The sequence below is a fragment of the Pseudonocardia cypriaca genome (assembly GCF_006717045.1).
Lineage (GTDB): Bacteria > Actinomycetota > Actinomycetes > Mycobacteriales > Pseudonocardiaceae > Pseudonocardia > Pseudonocardia cypriaca.
This window is the reverse complement of record NZ_VFPH01000003.1, coordinates 291,971-311,399: the sequence shown is the minus strand read 5'-3', so window position 1 is coordinate 311,399 and position 19,429 is coordinate 291,971. Positions and strand designations below refer to the sequence as shown.

General features: G+C 72.2%; 26 protein-coding genes. 10 read left to right on the top strand and 16 right to left on the bottom strand.

Features of this window, described 5'->3' with window-relative positions; all coding sequences use genetic code 11:
* Nucleotides 1–54: 54 nt before the first annotated feature.
* The gene (locus FB388_RS33470; protein WP_142106698.1) at nucleotides 55–423 is read right to left on the bottom strand and encodes a MerR family transcriptional regulator; all 369 of its coding nucleotides are present in this window, start codon (nucleotides 421–423) and stop codon (nucleotides 55–57) included.
* Nucleotides 424–520: 97 nt separating this feature from the next.
* Here FB388_RS33470 and FB388_RS33465 point away from each other — a divergent pair, with 97 nt between their 5' ends.
* A complete protein-coding gene (locus FB388_RS33465) occupies nucleotides 521–1,231 on the top strand; it encodes an SDR family oxidoreductase (RefSeq protein ID WP_142106697.1) in 711 nt (236 codons plus the stop codon).
* A 21-nt stretch (nucleotides 1,232–1,252) separates the two neighbouring features.
* Here the strand turns inward: FB388_RS33465 and FB388_RS33460 are convergent, their stop codons facing one another.
* Entirely contained in the window at nucleotides 1,253–1,681 is a 429-nt protein-coding gene (locus FB388_RS33460; RefSeq protein ID WP_211362409.1) for a MarR family winged helix-turn-helix transcriptional regulator, read from the bottom strand.
* Between the two features lie 81 nt (nucleotides 1,682–1,762).
* Here FB388_RS33460 and FB388_RS33455 point away from each other — a divergent pair, with 81 nt between their 5' ends.
* Nucleotides 1,763–2,632 (top strand): MBL fold metallo-hydrolase, encoded by an 870-nt coding sequence (locus FB388_RS33455; RefSeq protein WP_246122669.1) that lies wholly within the window; start codon nucleotides 1,763–1,765, stop codon nucleotides 2,630–2,632.
* Nucleotides 2,633–2,759: 127 nt separating this feature from the next.
* Here the strand turns inward: FB388_RS33455 and FB388_RS33450 are convergent, their stop codons facing one another.
* The 5 genes from FB388_RS33450 to FB388_RS33430 all read right to left on the bottom strand — a co-directional run bounded on the left by FB388_RS33450 (nucleotide 2,760) and on the right by FB388_RS33430 (nucleotide 5,812).
* On the bottom strand, nucleotides 2,760–3,263 hold the full coding sequence (locus FB388_RS33450; RefSeq protein ID WP_142106695.1) for a DinB family protein: 504 nt from the start codon (nucleotides 3,261–3,263) through the stop codon (nucleotides 2,760–2,762).
* A complete protein-coding gene (locus FB388_RS33445; RefSeq protein ID WP_142106694.1) occupies nucleotides 3,256–4,032 on the bottom strand; it encodes an ArsR/SmtB family transcription factor in 777 nt (258 codons plus the stop codon). The genes FB388_RS33450 and FB388_RS33445 overlap by 8 nt, the downstream gene beginning before the upstream one ends.
* A 149-nt stretch (nucleotides 4,033–4,181) precedes the next feature.
* Nucleotides 4,182–4,373, bottom strand: a complete 192-nt coding sequence (locus FB388_RS33440) for a MerR family DNA-binding transcriptional regulator (RefSeq protein ID WP_142106693.1) — start codon at nucleotides 4,371–4,373, stop codon at nucleotides 4,182–4,184.
* Between the two features lie 451 nt (nucleotides 4,374–4,824).
* Nucleotides 4,825–5,157 (bottom strand): branched-chain amino acid transporter permease, encoded by a 333-nt coding sequence (locus FB388_RS33435; RefSeq protein ID WP_142106692.1) that lies wholly within the window; start codon nucleotides 5,155–5,157, stop codon nucleotides 4,825–4,827.
* Nucleotides 5,150–5,812, bottom strand: a complete 663-nt coding sequence (locus FB388_RS33430; RefSeq protein WP_142106691.1) for an AzlC family ABC transporter permease — start codon at nucleotides 5,810–5,812, stop codon at nucleotides 5,150–5,152. The genes FB388_RS33435 and FB388_RS33430 overlap by 8 nt, the downstream gene beginning before the upstream one ends.
* Nucleotides 5,813–5,874: 62 nt before the next feature.
* Between FB388_RS33430 and FB388_RS33425 the strand changes: the two genes are divergently transcribed.
* A complete protein-coding gene (locus tag FB388_RS33425) occupies nucleotides 5,875–6,330 on the top strand; it encodes an Lrp/AsnC family transcriptional regulator (protein ID WP_246122668.1) in 456 nt (151 codons plus the stop codon).
* On the opposite strand, the gene FB388_RS33420 is transcribed toward FB388_RS33425, so the two are convergent.
* Nucleotides 6,314–6,934, bottom strand: a complete 621-nt coding sequence (locus tag FB388_RS33420) for a formylglycine-generating enzyme family protein (protein WP_142106690.1) — start codon at nucleotides 6,932–6,934, stop codon at nucleotides 6,314–6,316. The two genes, FB388_RS33425 and FB388_RS33420, sit on opposite strands and share 17 nt — an antisense overlap.
* 52 nt (nucleotides 6,935–6,986) lie before the next feature.
* Here FB388_RS33420 and FB388_RS33415 point away from each other — a divergent pair, with 52 nt between their 5' ends.
* Nucleotides 6,987–7,460, top strand: coding sequence for a GNAT family N-acetyltransferase (locus tag FB388_RS33415; protein WP_211362407.1), 474 nt, complete (start codon nucleotides 6,987–6,989; stop codon nucleotides 7,458–7,460).
* Here the strand turns inward: FB388_RS33415 and FB388_RS33410 are convergent.
* A complete protein-coding gene (locus FB388_RS33410) occupies nucleotides 7,457–8,047 on the bottom strand; it encodes a GDSL-type esterase/lipase family protein (RefSeq protein ID WP_211362406.1) in 591 nt (196 codons plus the stop codon). The genes FB388_RS33415 and FB388_RS33410 overlap by 4 nt on opposite strands.
* A complete protein-coding gene (locus FB388_RS33405; protein WP_142106688.1) occupies nucleotides 8,044–9,186 on the bottom strand; it encodes an MFS transporter in 1,143 nt (380 codons plus the stop codon). The genes FB388_RS33410 and FB388_RS33405 overlap by 4 nt, the downstream gene beginning before the upstream one ends.
* A gap of 59 nt (nucleotides 9,187–9,245) precedes the next feature.
* On the opposite strand from FB388_RS33405, the gene FB388_RS33400 reads away from it, so the two are divergent.
* A complete protein-coding gene (locus FB388_RS33400; RefSeq protein WP_142106687.1) occupies nucleotides 9,246–9,809 on the top strand; it encodes an alpha/beta hydrolase in 564 nt (187 codons plus the stop codon).
* A 112-nt stretch (nucleotides 9,810–9,921) separates the two neighbouring features.
* Nucleotides 9,922–10,797 carry an alpha/beta fold hydrolase gene (locus tag FB388_RS33395; RefSeq protein ID WP_170225961.1) on the top strand — a complete coding sequence of 292 codons (876 nt, stop codon included), beginning with the start codon at nucleotides 9,922–9,924 and terminating at the stop codon, nucleotides 10,795–10,797.
* Between the two features lie 84 nt (nucleotides 10,798–10,881).
* Here FB388_RS33395 and dctA read toward each other — a convergent pair whose 3' ends face one another.
* Entirely contained in the window at nucleotides 10,882–12,234 is a 1,353-nt protein-coding gene (gene dctA / locus FB388_RS33390; protein WP_142106685.1) for a C4-dicarboxylate transporter DctA, read from the bottom strand.
* A gap of 114 nt (nucleotides 12,235–12,348) precedes the next feature.
* Here dctA and FB388_RS33385 point away from each other — a divergent pair, with 114 nt between their 5' ends.
* On the top strand, nucleotides 12,349–12,933 hold the full coding sequence (locus FB388_RS33385) for a GNAT family N-acetyltransferase (RefSeq protein ID WP_246122667.1): 585 nt from the start codon (nucleotides 12,349–12,351) through the stop codon (nucleotides 12,931–12,933).
* Nucleotides 12,934–13,024: 91 nt separating this feature from the next.
* Here the strand turns inward: FB388_RS33385 and FB388_RS33380 are convergent, their stop codons facing one another.
* Genes FB388_RS33380 through FB388_RS33370 form a run of 3 tightly spaced genes read right to left on the bottom strand, consistent with a single transcriptional unit; the run spans nucleotide 13,025 to nucleotide 16,229 of the window.
* The gene (locus FB388_RS33380; RefSeq protein ID WP_142106684.1) at nucleotides 13,025–14,692 is read right to left on the bottom strand and encodes an FAD-binding dehydrogenase; all 1,668 of its coding nucleotides are present in this window, start codon (nucleotides 14,690–14,692) and stop codon (nucleotides 13,025–13,027) included.
* A 9-nt stretch (nucleotides 14,693–14,701) separates the two neighbouring features.
* Nucleotides 14,702–15,697, bottom strand: coding sequence for a patatin-like phospholipase family protein (locus FB388_RS33375; protein WP_142106683.1), 996 nt, complete (start codon nucleotides 15,695–15,697; stop codon nucleotides 14,702–14,704).
* 7 nt (nucleotides 15,698–15,704) lie between these two features.
* Nucleotides 15,705–16,229, bottom strand: a complete 525-nt coding sequence (locus FB388_RS33370) for a 2'-5' RNA ligase family protein (RefSeq protein ID WP_142106682.1) — start codon at nucleotides 16,227–16,229, stop codon at nucleotides 15,705–15,707.
* 116 nt (nucleotides 16,230–16,345) lie between these two features.
* Here FB388_RS33370 and FB388_RS33365 point away from each other — a divergent pair, with 116 nt between their 5' ends.
* Nucleotides 16,346–17,581 (top strand): serine hydrolase domain-containing protein, encoded by a 1,236-nt coding sequence (locus tag FB388_RS33365; protein WP_142106681.1) that lies wholly within the window; start codon nucleotides 16,346–16,348, stop codon nucleotides 17,579–17,581.
* Between the two features lie 5 nt (nucleotides 17,582–17,586).
* The gene (locus tag FB388_RS33360) at nucleotides 17,587–17,982 is read left to right on the top strand and encodes a phage holin family protein (RefSeq protein WP_142106680.1); all 396 of its coding nucleotides are present in this window, start codon (nucleotides 17,587–17,589) and stop codon (nucleotides 17,980–17,982) included.
* Here the strand turns inward: FB388_RS33360 and tenA are convergent.
* A complete protein-coding gene (gene tenA / locus FB388_RS33355) occupies nucleotides 17,979–18,665 on the bottom strand; it encodes a thiaminase II (RefSeq protein ID WP_142106679.1) in 687 nt (228 codons plus the stop codon). The two genes, FB388_RS33360 and tenA, sit on opposite strands and share 4 nt — an antisense overlap.
* Before the next feature lie 261 nt (nucleotides 18,666–18,926).
* On the opposite strand from tenA, the gene FB388_RS33350 reads away from it, so the two are divergent.
* Nucleotides 18,927–19,154: a hypothetical protein gene (locus tag FB388_RS33350; RefSeq protein ID WP_246122666.1), complete on the top strand. Its 228-nt coding sequence runs from the start codon at nucleotides 18,927–18,929 to the stop codon at nucleotides 19,152–19,154.
* 50 nt (nucleotides 19,155–19,204) lie between these two features.
* Here FB388_RS33350 and FB388_RS33345 read toward each other — a convergent pair whose 3' ends face one another.
* Nucleotides 19,205–19,408, bottom strand: a complete 204-nt coding sequence (locus tag FB388_RS33345; protein ID WP_142106678.1) for a hypothetical protein — start codon at nucleotides 19,406–19,408, stop codon at nucleotides 19,205–19,207.
* Nucleotides 19,409–19,429 lie beyond the last annotated feature (21 nt).

Below are 19,429 nucleotides of genomic sequence, written 5' to 3'. Positions count from 1 at the left end.
AGCGGATCGTGACACCGCCCGTGGAGGTGAGACCATGAACACCGACCGGTGCAATCAGGCGTACACGCGGACACACCCCGGGCCCGGCTGCTCAGCGGTCGCGATGAGGGCGTCGAGCCGGTCGCGCACCGTGACGAGCTCGGTGACCTGCTCGTCGATGCGGGTCCGCTCCTCGCCGAGGCGTCGCAGCACGTCGGTGGTGACCACACCGGACTCCACGCAAGGCAGCAGCTCGCGGATGGTGCGGGTGGGCAGTCCGGCGCCGAGCAGGAGCTGGATCCAGCGGACCCGCTGGACCGCGCCGTCGGCGTAGCGCCGCTGCCCGCCCGACGTGCGCTGCGGCGCCAGCAGCTGCTGCTCCTCGTAGTAGCGCAGGGCGCGCACGCTCACCCCGGCTCGCTCCGCAACCTCGCCGATACGCACCTGATTCCCCCGATCGGGCTAGTGATTCGCCTTGAACCTGACGCGGACGTCAGCTTCTAGCGTAGGTGATGACGACCTCGGGAGATGGAGCACGGACATGGACATCGCTGGATCGACGGCCCTCGTCACGGGGGCCAACCGCGGCATCGGACGCCACTTCGCGCAGCAGCTCGTCCAGCGGGGCGCGGCGAAGGTCTACGCGACGGCGCGCCGGCCGCACCTCGTCGACGTGCCGGGGGTCGAGGTGCTGGCCCTCGACATCACCGACCCCGACTCCGTCGCTGCTGCGGCGGCCGTCGCCGACGACGTGACGCTGCTGGTCAACAACGCGGGGAGCATCACGTTCTCGAACCTGGTCACCGGCGACCTCGCGGCCGTGCGGCTGGACGTGGAGACGCACTTCTTCGGGACGTTGCACATGGTGCGCGCGTTCGCGCCGGTGCTGGCGGCGGGCGGAGGTGGCGCGATCGTCAACGTGCTGTCGGCGCTCTCGTGGTTCGCCTACGACGGCGTGAACGCGTACGCCGCCGCGAAAGCCGCGGAGTGGAGCCTCACCAACGGCGTCCGTCTCGAGCTTGCAGGCCAGGGCACGCTGGTCACCGGCGTGCACCTGGGATCGGCCGACACCGACATGGTCGCGGCCTTCGACATCGACAAGATCGACCCGGCGGACGTGGCGCGCGCCGCGCTCGACGGGGTGGAGGCGGGTGCGATCGAGGTGCTCGTCGACGACGCCGCCCGCGAGGTCAAGGCGTCCCTCGCCGGTGACCCGGCTGCGTTCTACGGGCTGGGTGTGCCGGCTGCCTGACCGCCGAAGGCCGGACCGAGATCAGCCGCTGTGCGAGACGGCCCGTTCCAGGAGGTCGTGCAAGAGGCCCTGCTCCTGTCGGGTCAGGCCCGCGAGTGGTGACTCCGCTGTGAGGAGCTCGAGGAGCCGTTCCCGGAGCTCGGTGCCTTCGGACGTGAGGAACAGCTGCTTCGCCCGGCGGTCGGAGGGGTGGGGGCGGCGTTCGAGCAGCCCCTGGCTCTCCAGCTTGTCGACCACGACGGTGGCGTTCGACGGTTCACAGCTCATCCGCTCGGCCAGCTCGCTCATCGTCATCGGCCCGGTGAGCTCCCGGAGGGCGGTGGCCTGTGCCGCGGTGAGGCCGAGCTTCCCGGCGCGTTCGCGGACGTGGGCGCCGATCCGGGTGGCCAGCCCGTTCACCAGCCCGCACAGCTCCCGCTCGGCGACGGCCTGCTGGTCCGACGTTGTCACGACCCCAGGGTAGCTCGACCCCTTCAAGTCATGATAGTTATGACCTGAACCTTTAGAGTCATAACTAGATTGGAGATCGACGTGGAGGAGCGGCTCCGGCGCGCGGCGGGCATCAGGTCGCTGACGATCGGCGACACCACGGTGAGCTACGTGCCCGACGGTGCGGTCCAGCTCGCTCCACGGGCCTGGCTGCCGGACACCACGGACGAGACCTGGGGCGAGCACCCCGAGTACCTCGACGACTCCGGCAACCTCGTGGCCAGCATCGGAGGTCTGCTGGTGGAACGCGGCGACCGAGCACTGCTGATCGACGCCGGGTTCGGCCCGCAGGCGGTACCGGCGCAGCCGGGCAACCCGCACGGCGCGATCCACGGCGGCGCCCTGCTGGACAACCTCGCCGCGCTCGGGCGCCGCCCCGCCGACATCGAGGCGGTCGCGATCAGCCACCTGCACATCGACCACCTCGGCTGGGCGTGGCATCCCGCCCCCGGTAGCGACGAGCCCGCGTTCACCGGCGCCCACTACCCGATCTCGGAGCCCGAGTGGAACCAGCGCCACCTCGCCGAAGCGCAGGGCACCTCCCGCGAGATCCTCGAGGTGCTGCGACCGCGCGTGCGGACGGTGACCGACGGGGAGGAGATCTTCCCCGGCGTCCGGGCCATGCTCACCCCTGGCCACACCGCCGGGCACGCGGCCTACGTGATCACCGCGGGGGAGCGCCGGGTGATCGCCTTCGGGGACGCGTTCCACTCCCCGGTCCAGATGGAGCACCCGGAGTGGTGGGCCGCACCAGATCACGACCGGGGCCGGTCCACGAGCTTCCGCCGCGCTCTGGTCGACGAACTGACCACGCCGCGCACGATCGGGTTCGGCATCCATTTCGCCGACGTGCAGTTCGGCCACGTCCGATCGGACGGCGGCCGGCCGGCATGGCGCCCGGTCGACGACTGAGCCGGCCGGGCGCGAGGCGCTGTCCGCTCGAAGGGTCGCCCTGGTGGTCGATCAGTACTCACGGCTGCCGCGTCGGCACTGTTGTGCTGCTCGCGGTGATCAACACTTCCGAACGCCGTGAGGCGTCTCAGGCGTTCGGCAGCAGCGCGAGGAGCTGCTTCGCGTGGCCGGGCAGCTCCGCCTCCGCGAGGCCCAGGACGAGGTCCCGCACCGGCACCGGCTGGTCGACCAGCGCGTTTCCGCCGGACAGGAGCAGGGTGGGCACGGACGTGTCGAGCTCGGTCGCGCCGAGCGCCTGCCCGAGACTGCACAGTGCCTCGCCCTGCACCCGGATGCGCTCCCGCAGCCCCTCGTTGCCGCCGGCGAGGGCGATGATGCGCTCGATGGTCCAGGCGTCCTGCGAGGTGCGGTTGTCGTACGTCGCGTTCTCCCCGGCCGCGACGCGGGAGACCGCCGTGATCGTGCCTGCCGTGACGATCGCGACGTGCGCCAGGATCTGGTCGGCGTTCCACTCGCCGGGCGGCGGGGACTTCACCTCGCCCGCATCGGCGACGGTGGCGGCGGCCTCCAGCAGCGCGCCGTAGGCGTCCCGGAGCGGGCCGGTGTCAATCGGCACCTTCGGGTCAGACATGGGCCGGAGCCATGTCCCACGGGGCCTGCGGGAGGACGTCGCCGGTCTCTAGCAGCGACTTGAGGTTGGCCAGCACGGCCGGCCAGCCGGACGAGATCCCGTTCAGCATCTCGCGGTTCGGGAGGTTCTCGTGCGTCACAGTGAGCCGGACGATGTCCTGGTGCGGTTCGACGAGGAAGGTGACCACCGAGGGGTCGCGTGACTCGTCGAGGCTGTCCTCGAAGGTGATCACCAGGCGCGTCGGGGGCTCGGTGTCGACCACCTTCCCGATGGCGTCGAGCTGGCCCGACCCGTCGACGCGCCGGTGCTCCCACGTGGAGCCCGGCTGCCAGTCCGAGACGTTGGCGTGGCCCCAGTAGCGCGTGGTGACGTCGGCGTCCGTCAACGCCTGCCACACCTGCTCGGCGCTCGCGCGGATGTAGGTGACGTAGACGTAGCCGGGCACGGTTTCCTCGGTCATGGCGTACTCCTCTGCCTGGATCTTGATCTCGCTGATCAACCGCATGCGGGCCTTGTCGAACCCGGAGATCCAGCGCTCCTCGATCTCGTGGATCGGTACCGGGTTGAGGTAGTGCAGCCGCTCCCGACCGCGCCGAACCACGGTGACGAGGTTGGCCTGCGCGAGGACGTCGAGGTGCTGCGTGGCCGACTGGCGGGCCATGTCCAGACGTTCGCACAGCTCGCGCAGCGTCTGACCGTTCTGCTCGCGCAGCCGGTCCAGCAGCGACCGCCTCGTGGGGTCGGCCAGCGCCTTGAAGACCTCGTCCATCCCGCCATTATGCAGGTATTTACCTGCCTATTGTCAAGCGCGGGACGATCCCGGCCCGCGCGCCGCTGGATACGGCGCGCGAGGCCGGACGCTGACGCTCCCGGCTCAGTGCGATCTGGCCGACGAGGTCGCGAACTCCGGCTGGAGTGCTATTCGTCCCCGCGCTGGCGGAGGTCGCGGAGCTGCTGCTTGACCTTCTCGATGTCCCAGCGCCCGTGACCGCCCCTGGTCTCGAACTCCGGCGTGATCACGCCGTCGGCGCGGTACCTCTGGATCGTGCGGACGTGCAATCCCAGTGCACGCGCTAGCTCACCCGTAGTGACCAGGCGTGGTGTCGGCATTACCGCACCATATGCGCTGGTAGTGGCCCTTGTGCGTGTCTAGACAGCTGGGCTGACTTATGCCGAGTCGTGCCTACTGACAGTGACTTAAACTGACCTATGTCGTGTTTCGCCGCTCTTTCGGCTACCGTCCGCCCGCATGGGGACAGACGAGGGCGGCGCGTTCTTCGCGGCGCAGCTGCCCGACGGTTCATCCGTGGTGGGCACGGCGCGGGACGAGGCGCACGCGCGGCGGGTCATCGCGTCGATGCAGGACGGCCGGGGTTACCCGTGCGACCACTGTGCCGCTGTGGTCGGGTTCGACCACGCGCTGCGCCACTGGACGCACCGGTGCGGCGGCGACGTCCGCTGCTACCCGCCCGAGCCGCGGCCGACCGCATGGCCTGCGCCGCCGAGCACGCGGGACCGGCCGTTCCGCCGTGGCCTGTGGGGCGTGGACAGCGTGAGCCGGTCAGACCGCGAACACGACGCTGGTGAGGGCCACGTGGACGGCGGTGCCGCCTGCGATGGAGAGCACGACGTTGCGCCGCCAGAGGTGCAGCGCCACGGTGGCGCAGAGCGCGATCCCGGCGGCGGCGCCGTGGGGCGGCACGGCGAGCGGGGTTTGCCGCAGGGAGTGGACGACCAGGATGGCCATCACGCCGACGGGCATGGTCGTGGCGAGGTAGGGCACCACGTCGCTGCGGCGCAGCGGGGCGAGCAGGGCGAAGGGGAGCGAGCGGAGCGTCCAGGTCACGGCGGCCGCCACGGCCACGACCGAGGCCAGGTACGCGGCGTCAGGCACGGCGGACCGCGTACCTGGCGAGCAGGAACAGGGTGAACATCGCCATCGCGGCCACGAGCATCTGCTCGCCGAACACGACGTGCGCGACCAGCGCGCAGGCGACCGCGATGACGGCGCCCGGGACGTCGCGGCGGGCGCGGAAGGCGTCGATCCCGAGCACGAGGAAGAGTGCGGTGACCGCGAAGTCGAGGCCCTTCACGTCCGGGGGGATCAGCGCGCCACCGAGCGCCCCGAGCGTCACGCTCCCGGCCCAGAAGGCGTGCACGAACGCCTGCAACCCCAGGATCCGCGCCCTGCTCCAGGTCTGTGCCTCCGGCCGGGCCGTCAGGGCGTAGGCCTCGTCGGTGAGGGCGAAGGTGCTGTAGGCCTTCGCCGCGACGCCCGGCACGCGGTGCAGCGGGAAGGACATCGCGTAGAACACGTGCCGGAAGTTGACCAGGAAGGCGGCGGCCGCGACCTGGCCGAGCGGCGCGAGCGCCGTCACCAGGCCCAGCAGGAGGAACTCCAGCGAGCCCGCGAAGATCACCGAGGCGAAGATGGTGGCCCACCACCACTCCAGGCCGGACCGCGTCACCAGCACCCCGAACGCCAGGCCCATGGCGGCGACCGCGAAACCGACCGGGAGCAGCTCGCTCCATGCCGGCCGGGCGCTCATGCTGGAACGATATGTCGATCTGCGCGCAAGTTGGTTTCCACTTGTGCCGATATCCTGCGCCGGTGCGCAAGCCGTACCGCCTCGATGCCGTCGATCGTGAAATATTGTTCCAACTCCAGCGGGACGGCCGCTTGAGCAACGTCGAGCTGGCGCGCCGCGTGGGCCTGACGCCACCTCCGTGCCTGCGGCGCGTCAAACGGCTGGAGGAGGCCGGGGTGATCAGCGGCTACCGGGCGACCGTCGACCCCGTGGCCACCGGGCAGAGCTTCGAGGTGATCGTCTCCGTGGAGATCACGCTCACCGACCTCGGAACGCTGCGCGACTTCGAGGCGGCCGTGGCCGGGTTCGACGAGGTGGTCGAGTTCCGCCGGATGTTCGGGCGCCCCGACTACTTCCTGCGCGTCCTCGTGGCCGACCAGACCGAGTACGAGGAGCACCACATGAAGCTGCTCGGGCTGCCCGCGGTGTCGCGGGTCGTGTCGCACCAGACGATGAAGCGGATCAAGACCCGGGACTGACCAGCCGGAACCCGACGTCGTCCAGCCGGAGCGTTGGATGGCTGCGCCTGCGCACGGACGCCCGGCAGCTCCAGTGCTCGTCGAACCAGCCGCCGCCGCGGAGCACCCGGTAGGTGCCGTAGACCACGGGGTCGTAGCGGTCCCAGCACCATTCCCAGACGTTGCCGAGCATGTCGTGGAGCCCCCACGCGTTGGGCTGCTTGCCGCCGACCTCGTGGATCTCCTCGCCGGAGTTGCCGCGGTACCAGGCGATATCGTCGAGCGGACCGTAGCGGGGACCGGTCGTGCCGGCCCGGCAGGCGTGCTCCCACTCCGCCTCGGTGGGGAGGCGGTAGCCATCGGCCGTGTCGTCCCACTCGACGTCCTCGCCGTCGATCGAGTAGGCGGGGCGGCGGTCGGCCCGTTCGGACAACGTGTTGCAGAACGCCACCGCGTCCCACCAGGACACGCTCTCGGCGGGCAGCCGTCCCCGGTCGCCCCCGTACTCCGCGGACGTCACCGGGTGGACGGCCATGTCGAACCCGGCTACGTCGACGTCCCAGCTGCTGCTGGTCCGGCGGTCGGTGAGGGTGACCCGGCCCGGCGGGACGGTGACGGTCTCCATGATCTCCAGCGAGCAGGTGCGGTCGGGCGCGGCTTCCGGAGAGGATCGCACGATGGAGGATCTCGCGACGCTCGGCGACGCCGTCACGCTCCGGCGGGCGGCAACCACCGACCTGCCCGAGGTCGTGGCGTTGCTCGCCGCCGACCAGCTGGGTGTCCACCGCGAGGTGGCGGACGACCTGGAGCCGTACCGGGCCGCCTTCGACGCGATCTCGGCCGATCCGGCGCACCTGCTCCTCGTCGCCGACGACGGCACCCGGGTCGTCGGCACGATGCAGCTCAGCTTCATCCCCGGACTCGCCCGCCGGGGCGCGTGGCGCGCGCAGATCGAGGCCGTCCGGGTGCACGAGGACGTCCGCGGGCGCGGGCTGGGCGCGCAGATGATCCGGTGGGCGGTCGAAGAGGCGCGGCGCCGCGGCTGCGCGCTCGTCCAGCTCACCACCGACAAGCGGCGCACCGACGCCCACCGGTTCTACGAGCGCCTCGGGTTCGTGGCGTCGCACGAGGGCATGAAGCTCGCGCTCTAGCCGAGCCAGTCCTCCCACGCCGGCAGCACGAGCTCGGTGAGCAGGGCGTAGCCCTCCGCGCCGGGGTGCGCGCCGTCGCCGAGGGCGACCGCGCGCATCCAGTCGCGCTCGATCGCGAGCGCGCCGAACACGCTCACGTACGGGAACACGGTCTTCTCGAAGGCGGTGTCGAGCGCCTCGATCCGGTCGTTCTGCTCGGCGTCGGCCACCGGCGGCGGACCGATCACGAGCAGCGGGACGCCATCGGCCGCCATGTCGTCCGCGATGCCGTGCAGGTTGGCGACGCTCCGTTCGGGCGCGACGCGGACGGCGCCGTCGACCTCGGTGGTGTCGTTCACCCCGACCGACAGAACCAGTCGGTTGTCGCAGCCCTCGACCCAGCGAGCCGCCGTCTCCGCGGGCAGCCGCCGCCGCACGTCCTCGCTCGTGTCGCGGCGGACGCCCAGGTTGTAGGCGGTGACGGGCCGGCCGTCCCGGTGCGACTCGGCCACGACCCGCCCGACCCATCCGCGGTGCTCGGGATCCCCGACACCCGCGACGAACGAGTCGCCGACGAAGCAGACCCGTCGGTCCACGCTGATCGTCATCCGGGGAGTCTCGCAGCGACCCGCAGCGACGGTGCGAGTAGGAGCACCACGAGCGCCGCCGCCCCGGCCACCGCGACCGCGCCGGCAAGGCCGATCGCGGACGCGAGGGCACCGACGAGGACCGGACCGACGAGGAACCCCAGGTAACCGCACGTCGCGACCGCGGCGATCGCGCGCCCGGGCGCGTGCGGCTCCTTCTGCGCTGCCACGCTCCACGCCACCGGCACGATCGCCGCGACGCCGAGACCGACCACCGCGAACCCGGCGATGCCCACCGCCGGCACCGGGGCGAGGACCACGACGGCGAAGCCCACGACCGTGACAGCGGCCGCCAACCGTGTGACGGCCACGGCACCTGCGCGCGCGACGAACCGGTCCGCCCCCAGCCGGACGCCGATCATCGCGATGGAGAACGCGAAGTAGCCGAGCGACGCGACCGACTCCGCCGCACCCGAGCCCGTGGTGAGGAGCACCGCGCTCCAGTCGTTCACCGTTCCCTCCGCGAGGAACCCGCAGAACGCGATCGCGCCGAGCGGCACGAGCGCGCGACTCGGGAGGGAGAAGGCGGGCCCGTCCGCGCCCGGATCGGTGCCGGGAAGGAATGCGGTCGTCGCCCCCAACGCCACGCCGAGCAGGACCGCGGCGGCGATCGGGAAGTGCACGCCGATGGGCACCTCGGCGGCGGCCAGGCCCGCGGCGAGACCGGAACCCGCGAGGCCCCCGACGTTCCAGAACGCGTGGAACCCGGCGAAGATCGGGCGGCCGTACGCGTCCTCGACGCGGGCGGCGTGGGCGTTCATGGCCACGTCGAGCAGGCTGTTGCCGGCCCCCAGCACGGCGAGGGCGGCGACGAACAGCACCAGGTCCGGCGCGGCCGCCACGGCGGGCAGACCCGCGCACAGCACCGTGGCGCCGACGATGCTGGTCCGCCTGCTGCCGATCAAGGTGACCAGCGCACCGGCGCCGACCAGCGCGACCACCGACCCCGCGGCGAGCCCGAAGAGGCCGAGGGCCAGCTCGCCCTCGTTCAGGCCGAGCCGCTCCTGCGCGGCGGGCACGCGGGCGGCCCAGGTGGCGAAGGCGGCCCCGCAGACCAGGAAGACGACCGAGACACCGATCCGTGCGCGCCGGGGAGCCACCCGCCCGACAGTAGGTGATCTCCCTGTCGAGGCCGCCCCGCTTGTGCCACCCTCGGCGCATGGCAGCCGTCCGGACCGAGCGCGCCACCCCCGGCGCGCCCGTGGCCACCCTGCTGCCGGGACGCGGATACGGTCCGCAGGCACCGCTGCTCTACTACGCGCGCCTGCTGCTGCGCAGCCGCGGGTGGGCGGTGCGGACCGTCGACTGGGAGAAGGTGCCGGGGCTCGACCCCGCCGACCACCCGGCGGTCGCCGCCTTCGCCGCCGAGGTGCTCGCCACCGCCGACCCGGCGCGGGACCTCGTCATCGGCAAGTCGCTCGGCACGCTCGCGCTGCCGGCCGCCGCCGCACGGGGCGTGCCGGGCATCTGGCTCACCCCGCTGCTCGGCGTCGAGGACGTGCGCCGGGCTGCGGCGCGGGCCGCGGCGTCCACGCTGCTGATCGGCGGCACCGCCGACCCCTTCTGGGACGGCGCCGCGGCAGCGGCCACCGGCGCCGCCGTCCTCGAGGTGCCCGGAGCCGACCACTCCCTGGAACGCCCAGGCGACCTGACCGGCACCCTGGAGGTCCTGTCGACGGTCCTGTCGCGCCTGGAAAGCCGCATGTCCGAACTAGCTCGATAGCCGTCACTTCACAGACCCAGCCCCGACTTCACACCGGGCCCGCCCTGTGTGAAGTCGGCACGCGGTTTGTGAAGTGCTGCCGAACTGAGCTCGGGCGGGCAACATCGGTCAGGTGCCGTGGGCGGGGTTCGAGGACAGCCGGGTCCGTGTGGGCGAGGCCGAGTACGCCGTCACCTGCGGTGGCCAGGGGCCGCCGCTCCTGCTGCTCCACGGTTTCCCGCAGACGCACGCCTGCTGGTCACGGGTCGCGCCCGCGCTGGCCCGGCAGCACACCGTCGTGGCCCCTGACCTGCGCGGCTACGGCGCGTCCCGCGCGCCGGCCGGTGGGCCGCAGGGCGAGGGCTACACCAAGCGCGAGATGGCGCGGGAGCTCGTCGAGCTGATGGGGCGGCTGGGCCACCGGCGGTTCGCCGTGGTCGGGCACGACCGCGGCGCGCGCGTCGCCTACCGGATGGGCCTCGACCACCCCGAGCAGGTCGAGCGGGTGGCCGTGCTCAACGTCGTGCCGACGCTCGACCAGTTCGCCCGCATGGGCGGCGGGCCGTCGCTGGGGTACTGGCCGTGGTTCCTGCTCGCGCAGCCCGAGCCGTTCCCGGAACGGCTGGTCGGCGCCGATCCCGCCGCGCTGCTGGACCACGCGTTCGACACCTGGACCAGCCGCCCCGACGCGATCGACCCGCAGCACCGGGCCGAGTACCTCGCCGCCGCCACACCGGACACCATCGCCGCGATGTGCGGCGACTACCGCGCCAGCTTCCACCTCGACCGCGCGCACGACGCCGCCGACGGCGAGGCCGGGCGCAAGATCGTGGCCCCGCTCCTGGTCGTCACCGGGGCGGACGAGACGCAGCTCGCGGACGCACCGGACGTCTGGGCGGCATGGGCCGACGACCTCACCACCGCCAGCGTGCCCGGCGGCCACTTCGTCCCGGAGGAGGCGCCGGAGGAGCTGTTGGCAGTGCTCGAGCCGTTCCTCGGCCCGTTGTGATACCCGGGCCGCCCCAGAAGTTCAGGAAAGCCACTTTCCTGAACCTGGAGTACAGGAAAGTGCTTTCCTGAACTCGTGGCCCGGTCAGGCGCGCACCGCCTCGGTCTCCGCCGCAGCCGCCGGCTCCTCCGCCTGCGCGACCTCCTTGCCGTCCAGCACGTCCCGCATGCGCTGCCGGTCGAGCTGGCCCTCCCAGCTGGCCACCACGAACGTCGCGACGCAGTTGCCGAGCAGGTTCACCGAGACCCGCATGGAGTCCATGATCCTGTCGGCGCCGAGCAGCAGCGCGACCGCGGCCACCGGAATCGCGCCGTGGCCGATCGCCGCCACGGTCGCCGACAGCGCGAGGAACGACGAGCCCGGCACGCCGGCCATGCCCTTCGACGTGAGCATCAGCACGAGCAGCGCGGTGATCTGCTCGCCGAGAGTCAGGTCCACCCCGAGTGCCTGGGCGAGGAACAGCACGCAGATCGCGAGGTAGAGCGTGGCGCCGTCCAGGTTGAACGAGTAGCCGGTGGGGATCACGAGCCCGGTCGTCGCCCGGGAAGCACCGGCGTGGGTCAGCTTGGCCATGATCCTGGGCAGCACGACCTCGGTGGACGCCGTACCGAGTGCGAGGAACAGCTCGTCCTTGATGTAGCGGACGAACTTCCACAGGTTGACCCCCGCGAAGAGCCACGACGCGGCGGCCAGCACCCCGATGAACAGCACCGCGGCCAGGTAGCAGCAGGCGATGAGCAGGGCGTAGTTGCCGAGGGATGCGATGCCGTACTGGCCGATGATGTAGCCCATCGCGCCGAACGCGGCCAGCGGGGCCAGCCGCATGATCCAGCCGACGATCGTGAAGAAGACGTCGCCGACCTGCTCGACGAACCCGAACACGATCGGCGGGGCCTTCTCCCCGACCTTCGCGAGCGCGAGCCCGAACAGCACCGCGAAGAACAGCACCTGCAGCAGGTGGTTCTCGGCGAAGGCCGACACGACCGACGACGGGATGATCCCGAGCAGGAACTCCACGGTGTGCGGCAGTTCGCCGTCGCCGGTCCTCCGGGCGACGGTCTCGGCGCCGGTGGCGAGGGTCTGCGGGTCGACGTCGAAACCCGCGCCCGGCCGGACGAGGTTGCCGACGACCAGGCCGAACAGCAGCGCGAACGTCGTGACGGCCTCGAACCAGATCAGCGCCTTGATCCCGATGCGGCCGACCGACCCCATGTCGCCGACGTGCGCGATGCCGATCACGACCGTGCAGAACACGATCGGCGCGATGACCATCTTGATCAGCGTGACGAAGCCGTCGGCGAGCGGCTTGAGTCCGGCCCCGAGGCCGGGCGCGGACCAGCCGACGACGATGCCGGCGACGATCGCGACGGCCAGCTGGAAGAACAGCGAGCGGTAGATGGGCGCGCGCCGCGCGACCGGGGTGGTCTGATCCGCCATGCGGCGGAGTCTGGGAAGCCGCGATTACCGCCCACTCACCGGTCCGTGACGCCGCGGTTAACCCGACTGTGCTGCTCGCCACCCTGTGGAGCGACGCCGGTAGGGTCGTCGCCGATGATCGGAGACCTGGCAGGGCGGAAGGTGCGGCTTCGCGAGATCGATCCCGCCGATCACAACCGCCTGGTCAGGTTCGACCGGGACGCGGCCCGCGTCCCGAGGGGCGGCAGGTACCAGCACTGGGCGGCGCATCGCGCCAACGCAGGCCAGATCGACGACAACGCCCAGTTCGCGATCGAGACGCTGCACAGCCGGATGCTCGTCGGGTCGATGTGGACCGTCCAGACCGACCCGCACGCAGGCCGGTTCAGCTACGGCATCGGGATCGGGCCGCAGCACCGCCGCTGCGGCTACGCCAGCGATGCGATCACCGCCCTGCTCGCGCACATGTTCGAGGAGCGCCGCTACCGGACGTGCGAGGTCGGCATCCACGGCAGCAACGTCGCGTCCCGCACGCTGCACGGCCGGCTCGGCTTCCGCGAGGACGGCCGCCAGCACGACTTCGTGCGGATGAGCATCTCCGCGCACCGGTTCGCCGCGCTCCACCCGACGCTCGCCACGGCCCGGCCGGGGAGAGGACGGCACTGGCGCGCACGAGCGGGGCAACATCGGCAGAACCGGCAGCCCCAGCACTCGCGCTGAGCCGCCCGGCCGCCGCCTCCCGTTCCGACGAACGGCGCGTTCGTCGGATAGGTACCGACGAACGCGCCGTTCGTCGGAAGGGCTGCTGCCTTCAGAGGCCGAGCGCGACCGCCCGGCCCGCCTGCCGGCCGGAGAACAGGCAGCCGCCGAGGAACGTGCCCTCCAGGGACGCATAGCCGTGTACGCCCCCGCCGCCGAACCCGGCCACCTCGCCGGCGGCGTACAGGCCCGGGAACGGGGTCGTGTCGGCGCGCAGCACCCGGCCGGACAGGTCGGTCTGCAGACCGCCGAGTGTCTTGCGCGTGAGCACGTGCAGCTGCACGGCGATCAGCGGACCGTTCTCCGGGTCGAGGATCTTGTGCGGGGCCGCGGTGCGGACGAGCCGGTCGCCGCGGTACCGCCTGGCCCCGTGCACGGCGGTGAGCTGCAGGTCCTTGGTGAACGGGTTCTCGATCTCCCGGTCGCGGGCGACGATCTGGCCCTCCAGCTCGGCGAGGTCGATCAGCGGCTCGTCGGTGAGCTTGTTCATGCCCGCCACGAGCTCGGGGAGGGTGTCGGCCACGACGAAGTCGGCGCCGTGCTCCTTGAACGCCTCGACGGGCGCGGGGGCGGTGCGCTGCCGGACCCGCGCGAGCAGCTGGCGCAGGTCCTTGTTCGTCAGATCCGGGTTCTGCTCCGACCCGGAGAGCGCGAACTCCTTCTCGATGATCTTCTGGGTGAGCACGAACCAGGAGTGGTCGTGACCGCTCGCCGTGATCGCCTTCAGCGTGGCGAGGGTGTCGAAGCCGGGGAAGCACGGCGCGGGGAAGCGGCGGCCCTTCGCGTCGAACCACATCGACGACGGCCCGGCCAGGATCCGGATGCCGTGCCGCGCCCAGATCGGGTTCCAGTTGCGGACGCCCTCGGTGTAGTGCCACATGCGGTCGCGGTTGACCACTCGCCCGCCGGCCTCCTCGGCGATGCCCAGCATCCGGCCGTCGACGTGCTCGGGTACCCCCGAGATCATCTTCTTCGGCGCGGTACCCAGCCGGGACGGCCAGCTCGCGCGCACGAGGTCGTGGTTGCCGCCGATCCCGCCGGACGTGACGACCACGGCCTGCGCCCGCAGCGCGAACTCGCCGACCTCAGTGCGCGAGCTCGCCGTGCCGCGCGCGGCCGAGCTGGGCTCGAGCACCGCGCCGTGCACGCCGTCCACCACACCGTCCGTGATCGACAGCCCGTCGACGCGGTGCCGGAACCGCAGCTCGACGAGCCCGCGTGCGGCGGCCTCGCGCACCTGCCGCACGAACGGGGCCAGCAGGCCGGGCCCGGTGCCCCAGACGATGTGGAAGCGCGGCACCGAGTTGCCGTGGCCGTCGGCGAGGCCGCCGCCCCGCTCGGCCCAGCCGACCACGGGGAACCAGCGGACGCCCAGGCCGTGCAGCCATGCGCGCTTCTCGGAGTGGGCGAAGTCGACGTACGCGGTGGCCCACTGGCGGGCCCAGAAGTCCTCGCCCGCCGGGTCGTCGACGGCGCGGTCGAAGGCGGCCGTGCCGAGCCAGTCCTGCAGCGCGAGGTCGACGGAGTCGCGCACACCCATCCGGCGCTGCTCCGGACTGTTGACCAGGAACAGCCCGCCGAACGACCAGAACGCCTGCCCGCCGAGGCCCGTCTCGGGCTCCTGGTCGAGCAGCAGCACCTTCTTCCCGGCGCCGGCCAGCTCCGCGGTGGCGACCAGGCCGGCGAGACCGGCACCTACGACGATGACGTCGGCGTCCATCCGATCACCCTAGGCAGCATCGCGCACCCGGGCGAGCGCGGCGACGACCGCGGCGTAGCCCGCCTGCGCAGCCCGTTCGACGCGGGGTGCGTCGGTGGTGAGGCCGCGGATGCCCTCGTCGCGCTCGGGGAGCAGCGCCAGCAGGTGGACGCCGTCGCGGGACGGGTGCGCCGCGTCGCCGAGAACGGCGAGCACGGGGGCGTGCCTGCGGGCCTCCTGCGCCATGTGGCCGAGGCCGGGCGCGAGCCGGTCGAGGGCGCGCGCCCAGCCGGCAGGCGCACCGGGGTCGCCGATCCGCAGCTCCGATGCCGCCCGCGTGAACAGCGCGAGCACGTGCGTCGCGCCGTCGGCGAGCGCCCGTAGCACCGGCAGCGGCTCGCCGACCGACCCGTCGATCCAGCGCCGCCCGTGCAGCTCGACGGCCGGGCCCGCGAGCAGCGGGATCGATGCGGTGGCCCGCAGGGTGAGCTTCCACTCCTCGGGGGTGCCGGGTTCCAGTACGTGCGGCGACAGGTCGTCGAGCGCGGTTGCGACCACGCGCAGCGGCACCGGGGAGCCGTGCAGCCGGTCCCAGTCGAGGGGTTTCGAGTGGACGAGGACGTCGTCGAGCAGGTGGTCCAGCGACACCAGTGGGCGGCGCGGGAACCGGCGCGGGTCGATGAACTCCCGGCACGCCATGTCCTCGTAGAAGATCGCCGCCGACCCGCGGCCGCTGCCCAGCAGCAGCCCGGCGCCGACGAACGCCCCCGCGGAGCTGCCGTAGACCACGTCGAAGAAAGGGGCGAGCCCGGCGTCGCTGAGGGCGTGCACCATCCCGCCCGCGTACGCGCCGCGCATCCCGCCGCCGCTCACGGCCAGCGCGATCCGGTCCCCGTCGGCCCGGCCACCGGCGGCCTGCCGCCGCAGCAGGGCCCGGAGCACCTCGTCGTCGCCCGCCAACCCCCCGGCGGGTCCGACGTCCTGACGCGGCGAGTCGCGCGTTCCGACCCGCCGTGTCACACCCACGCACCGATCATCCCCCGCCGAGCGGGAGCTCGGCCACCGTCGACCACGACCCCGACGCGCGAGAGCCGGTCAGGAGCACGGCGGACCGGACGGCCGCCCGCACCGGCGGCCCGGCCGCCACCTCGGCCTCCGCGGCGCGCAGCCGTTCCACCGGCGCGCCGTGCCCGATCGTCAGGTGGGGGACGACGACCTCACCGTGCCCACCCTCGTACGGCTCCATGCCGAACCGGGCCGACACCGCGCGGGTGAGCGCAACGAACGGCTCCGCGGGATCCGGCGCCCACCACACGACGTCGGCGAACCAACCGATCTTCGAGAACTCGACCTCGAACGCGGGCGCGGCGGCGAAGACCTCGCGGAGCGCGGCCAGCACGCCGTCGTCGATGTCGGCGGGCGGGACGAACGGGAACATGATCGTGACGTGCGCCGGCACGCCGAGCGCGGCGGACGGGTCCAACACGGCGCGCAGCGCGCCGACCCGCGGCTCGGCTTCGGGAACGGGCACGACGACGGCGCTCAGGGTGTGCTCCACGGCCCCACCCTGCCTGACCGGTATGTCAGCAAAGCCACCTTGCTGACACCGGGCGTCAGCAAGGTGGCTTTGCTGACGCCCGCCCGGCGCGATCACCCGGCGGTACTGTCGGTTCCGTGGCGGAGCTCAAGGTGGACGCGGAACCCGAGGAGCTCGGGTTCGACGGGCAGCGGCTGGAGCGGATCGTGCCGCACTTCCGGCGGTACGTCGACGAGGGCAAGCTCCCGGGCTGGACCGTGGTGGTGGCCCGCCGCGGCCGGGTGGCGTTCCACGCCCACCACGGGCTCGCCGACATGGAGGCCGGGCGACCGGTCGCCGACGACACGATCTGGCGCATCTACTCGATGACCAAGCCGATCACGTCGGTCGCTGCGCTGATGCTCTACGAGCGCGGCCTGCTCGAGCTGACCGACCCCGTGGCCCGCTACATCCCGTCCTTCGGCGACCTGCGGGTGTACCGGGCGGGTTCCGCGGTGAACCCCGGCACCGTGCCCGCGTCCGAGCCGATGCGCATCTGGCACCTGCTCACCCACACCGCGGGGCTGACCTACGGCTGGCACCACGCCCACGCCGTCGACGAGATGTACCGCGCGAAGGGCTTCGAGTTCGGCTGTCCGCCCGGGATGGACCTCGCCGGGGCGTGCGACGTGTGGGCGTCCCTCCCGCTGCTGTTCGAGCCGGGCGCCGAGTGGAACTACTCGGTGGCCACCGACGTGCTCGGCCGGGTCGTCGAGGTGGCGTCGGGGCAGCGGCTCGACGCGTTCTTCGCCGAGGAGGTGTTCGCCCCGCTCGGCATGGACGAGACGGCGTTCTCCGTCGCGCCCGACGAGGTCGACCGGCTCGCCGCTCTCTACACGCCGAACCCGGCGGGCGGGCTGCTGCGCAACACGGCCATGGGTGACAAGGCCACCCGCGAGCCGGCGGTCCTGTCGGGCGGGGGCGGGCTGGTATCCACCGCGGCCGACTACCACCGCTTCACCCAGCTGCTCGCCCGCGGCGGCGAGCTCGACGGCGTCCGGTTGCTGAGCCCGCACACCGTCGCCTACATGACCCGCAACCACCTGCCCGGCGGCGCCGACCTCGCCGATATCGGCAGGCCGATCTCGGCCGACCGGACGTACCAGGGGATCGGGTTCGGTCTCGGCGTGGCAGTGGTCGTCGACGCAGCGGCAGCGAAGACTCTCACGCACGAGGGCGAGTACGCCTGGAGCGGGCTCGCCGGCACCGCGTTCTACGTCGACCCGGCCGCGGAGGTCACCGCGATGTTCTTCACCCAGGCGCTCCCGTCGCCGCGCACCGCTCCGATCCAGCCGCAGCTGCGCACGCTGGTCAACCAGGCGCTGGTGGACTGATCCCGATGTCCAACGCGCTCGCACTCGTCATCCGGGTGATCGTGGTCGCGGTCAGCCTGTGGGTGGCCACGCTGATCGTTCCCGGCATCGACAACACGGCCGGCACGACGAGCAGCCGGATCGGCACGCTCGTCGGTGTTGCATTGATCTTCGGTCTCGTCAACGCGGTTCTGAAGCCGTTGATCAAGGTGGTCGGCTGCCCGTTCTACGTCCTGACGCTCGGCCTCATCGGGCTCGTGGTCAACGCGCTGCTCTTCATGCTTGCCGGCGCGATCGCGGGCGGGCTCGGCCTGCCGTTCCAGGTCGGCGGGTTCGGGGCGGCGTTCCTCGGGGCGATCGTGGTGGGCGTGGTGAGCTTCCTGCTCCACATCCTGATCCCCGACCGGCTCGACCAGCGCTAGACGGGCCAGGTCTCCCTGCGGTACCCGGCGTCCCAGAACATCCACTCGTACGTCGCCGTCCGGTGGAAGTGCTGGCGCATCAGCGCGCGCTCCGAGTCGGAGATCGTCTCGCCCACGCGGTCGGTGAGCTCGAGCACGGAGTCGACGACCGCCTGGAACGCGTCGCCGCCGTACGTCGCGATCCAGCGGGCGTAGAGCGGGTCGGGCGAGCTGCGCGCGAGCAGCTCGTCGCCGACGCGCGCGTAGATCCAGTAGCACGGCAGCACCGCGCCGAGCGCCTCGGCGAACGAGCCGCCGTACGCGGTGGCGAGCAGGTAGCTGACGTAGGCCTGGGTCGTGGGCGCCACCGGCTCCAGCGCGGCCTCCTCCGGCGAGGAACCGAGCTCGGCCATCAGCGCGGCGTGCATGTCGCGCTCGGCCGCGATCGCCTGTGCCGCGTGCTCGGCGAACATCACCGTGCTGCCCTCGTCCGGCGCCTTGGCTGCACAAAGGGCGAGGGCCCGCGCATAGCCGCGCAGGTAGTGGGCATCCTGCACGATGAAGTGCCGGAAGGACGCCCGCGGCAGCGTGCCGTCGGCCAGCCCGGTGAGGAACGGGTGGGCGAGGATCGCGCCGTACACGTCCTCGACGTCCGCCCACAGGACGTCGCGCGTGCGCAGGGTGGAGCGGGCCGGAGTCGCCATGGGCCGACGTTACGACGGCCCCACGCGCCGGGGAACCCACCGATTCCACAACGCAATTGCACCAGAGGTTTGCTCAGGCAATTGCAGGGAACGCCCTGGTCAGGTGGCTCGGCGGAGGTGACCAGAAAATGAGATATCGGTCACCCTTCCGTATGCTTTCCTCTTGCGTCCCGACGCCGGTAGTTCACCATGGAACCACCTACGGGCGGCGACTCAACGCCGAGCGCGTCGGACCGCATTCGTACTGCGGAGGTGAGTCGAATGGATCCCGCTCCAATGGACCATCACGAGAAGATGCGGCTCCGTGCCGCCGCGTTCCGGGCCACCAGGCTGTACCCGGGGCCGGTCGGTGAGCTGGTCTCCCGCGAGCTGCTCACGTGGGAGGAGTTCGGGTACCGCCTCGGTGGCGAGCAGCTCGTGATGCGGCTCGTCGACCACGTGCTGAAGACACCGATCCCGCAGCCGGCCGCGGAAGTCGACGCCGCGTAGCTCGCTCCACGCGGGTCGTCTTCGCCGCGGGTCGAGCTGTTCGGCCGCCCCTAGCGCTCGTACGTCGCGGTCACGGTTGCGTCGCCCGCCGGCATCCCGTCGGCGAGCGCGCCCGCGGTGGCGGCCAGCACGAGCATCGCCGCGAGCGTGACGAAGCTGCCCGCGTAGCCGATCACCTCGATCCCGGCGCGCACCCGCGCGGCGCGTCGGCGACGGGTGGCGCGGGAGGTGCGGAACGCGGCAGGTGCAGCCATGCCCGTGCTATCGCACTCCGT

Coding starts and splice junctions, on each gene's coding strand:
- FB388_RS33465 (WP_142106697.1), top strand. CDS start 521: ATGGACATCGCTGGATCGACGGCCCTCGTCACGGGGGCCAACCGCGGC.
- FB388_RS33450 (WP_142106695.1), bottom strand. CDS start 3,263: ATGTCTGACCCGAAGGTGCCGATTGACACCGGCCCGCTCCGGGACGCC.
- FB388_RS33445 (WP_142106694.1), bottom strand. CDS start 4,032: ATGGACGAGGTCTTCAAGGCGCTGGCCGACCCCACGAGGCGGTCGCTG.
- FB388_RS33440 (WP_142106693.1), bottom strand. CDS start 4,373: ATGCCGACACCACGCCTGGTCACTACGGGTGAGCTAGCGCGTGCACTG.
- FB388_RS33430 (WP_142106691.1), bottom strand. CDS start 5,812: ATGAGCGCCCGGCCGGCATGGAGCGAGCTGCTCCCGGTCGGTTTCGCG.
- FB388_RS33420 (WP_142106690.1), bottom strand. CDS start 6,934: ATGGAGACCGTCACCGTCCCGCCGGGCCGGGTCACCCTCACCGACCGC.
- FB388_RS33415 (WP_211362407.1), top strand. CDS start 6,987: ATGGAGGATCTCGCGACGCTCGGCGACGCCGTCACGCTCCGGCGGGCG.
- FB388_RS33410 (WP_211362406.1), bottom strand. CDS start 8,047: ATGACGATCAGCGTGGACCGACGGGTCTGCTTCGTCGGCGACTCGTTC.
- FB388_RS33400 (WP_142106687.1), top strand. CDS start 9,246: ATGGCAGCCGTCCGGACCGAGCGCGCCACCCCCGGCGCGCCCGTGGCC.
- dctA (WP_142106685.1), bottom strand. CDS start 12,234: ATGGCGGATCAGACCACCCCGGTCGCGCGGCGCGCGCCCATCTACCGC.
- FB388_RS33385 (WP_246122667.1), top strand. CDS start 12,349: ATGATCGGAGACCTGGCAGGGCGGAAGGTGCGGCTTCGCGAGATCGAT.
- FB388_RS33380 (WP_142106684.1), bottom strand. CDS start 14,692: ATGGACGCCGACGTCATCGTCGTAGGTGCCGGTCTCGCCGGCCTGGTC.
- FB388_RS33360 (WP_142106680.1), top strand. CDS start 17,587: ATGTCCAACGCGCTCGCACTCGTCATCCGGGTGATCGTGGTCGCGGTC.
- tenA (WP_142106679.1), bottom strand. CDS start 18,665: ATGGCGACTCCGGCCCGCTCCACCCTGCGCACGCGCGACGTCCTGTGG.
- FB388_RS33350 (WP_246122666.1), top strand. CDS start 18,927: ATGGATCCCGCTCCAATGGACCATCACGAGAAGATGCGGCTCCGTGCC.
- FB388_RS33345 (WP_142106678.1), bottom strand. CDS start 19,408: ATGGCTGCACCTGCCGCGTTCCGCACCTCCCGCGCCACCCGTCGCCGA.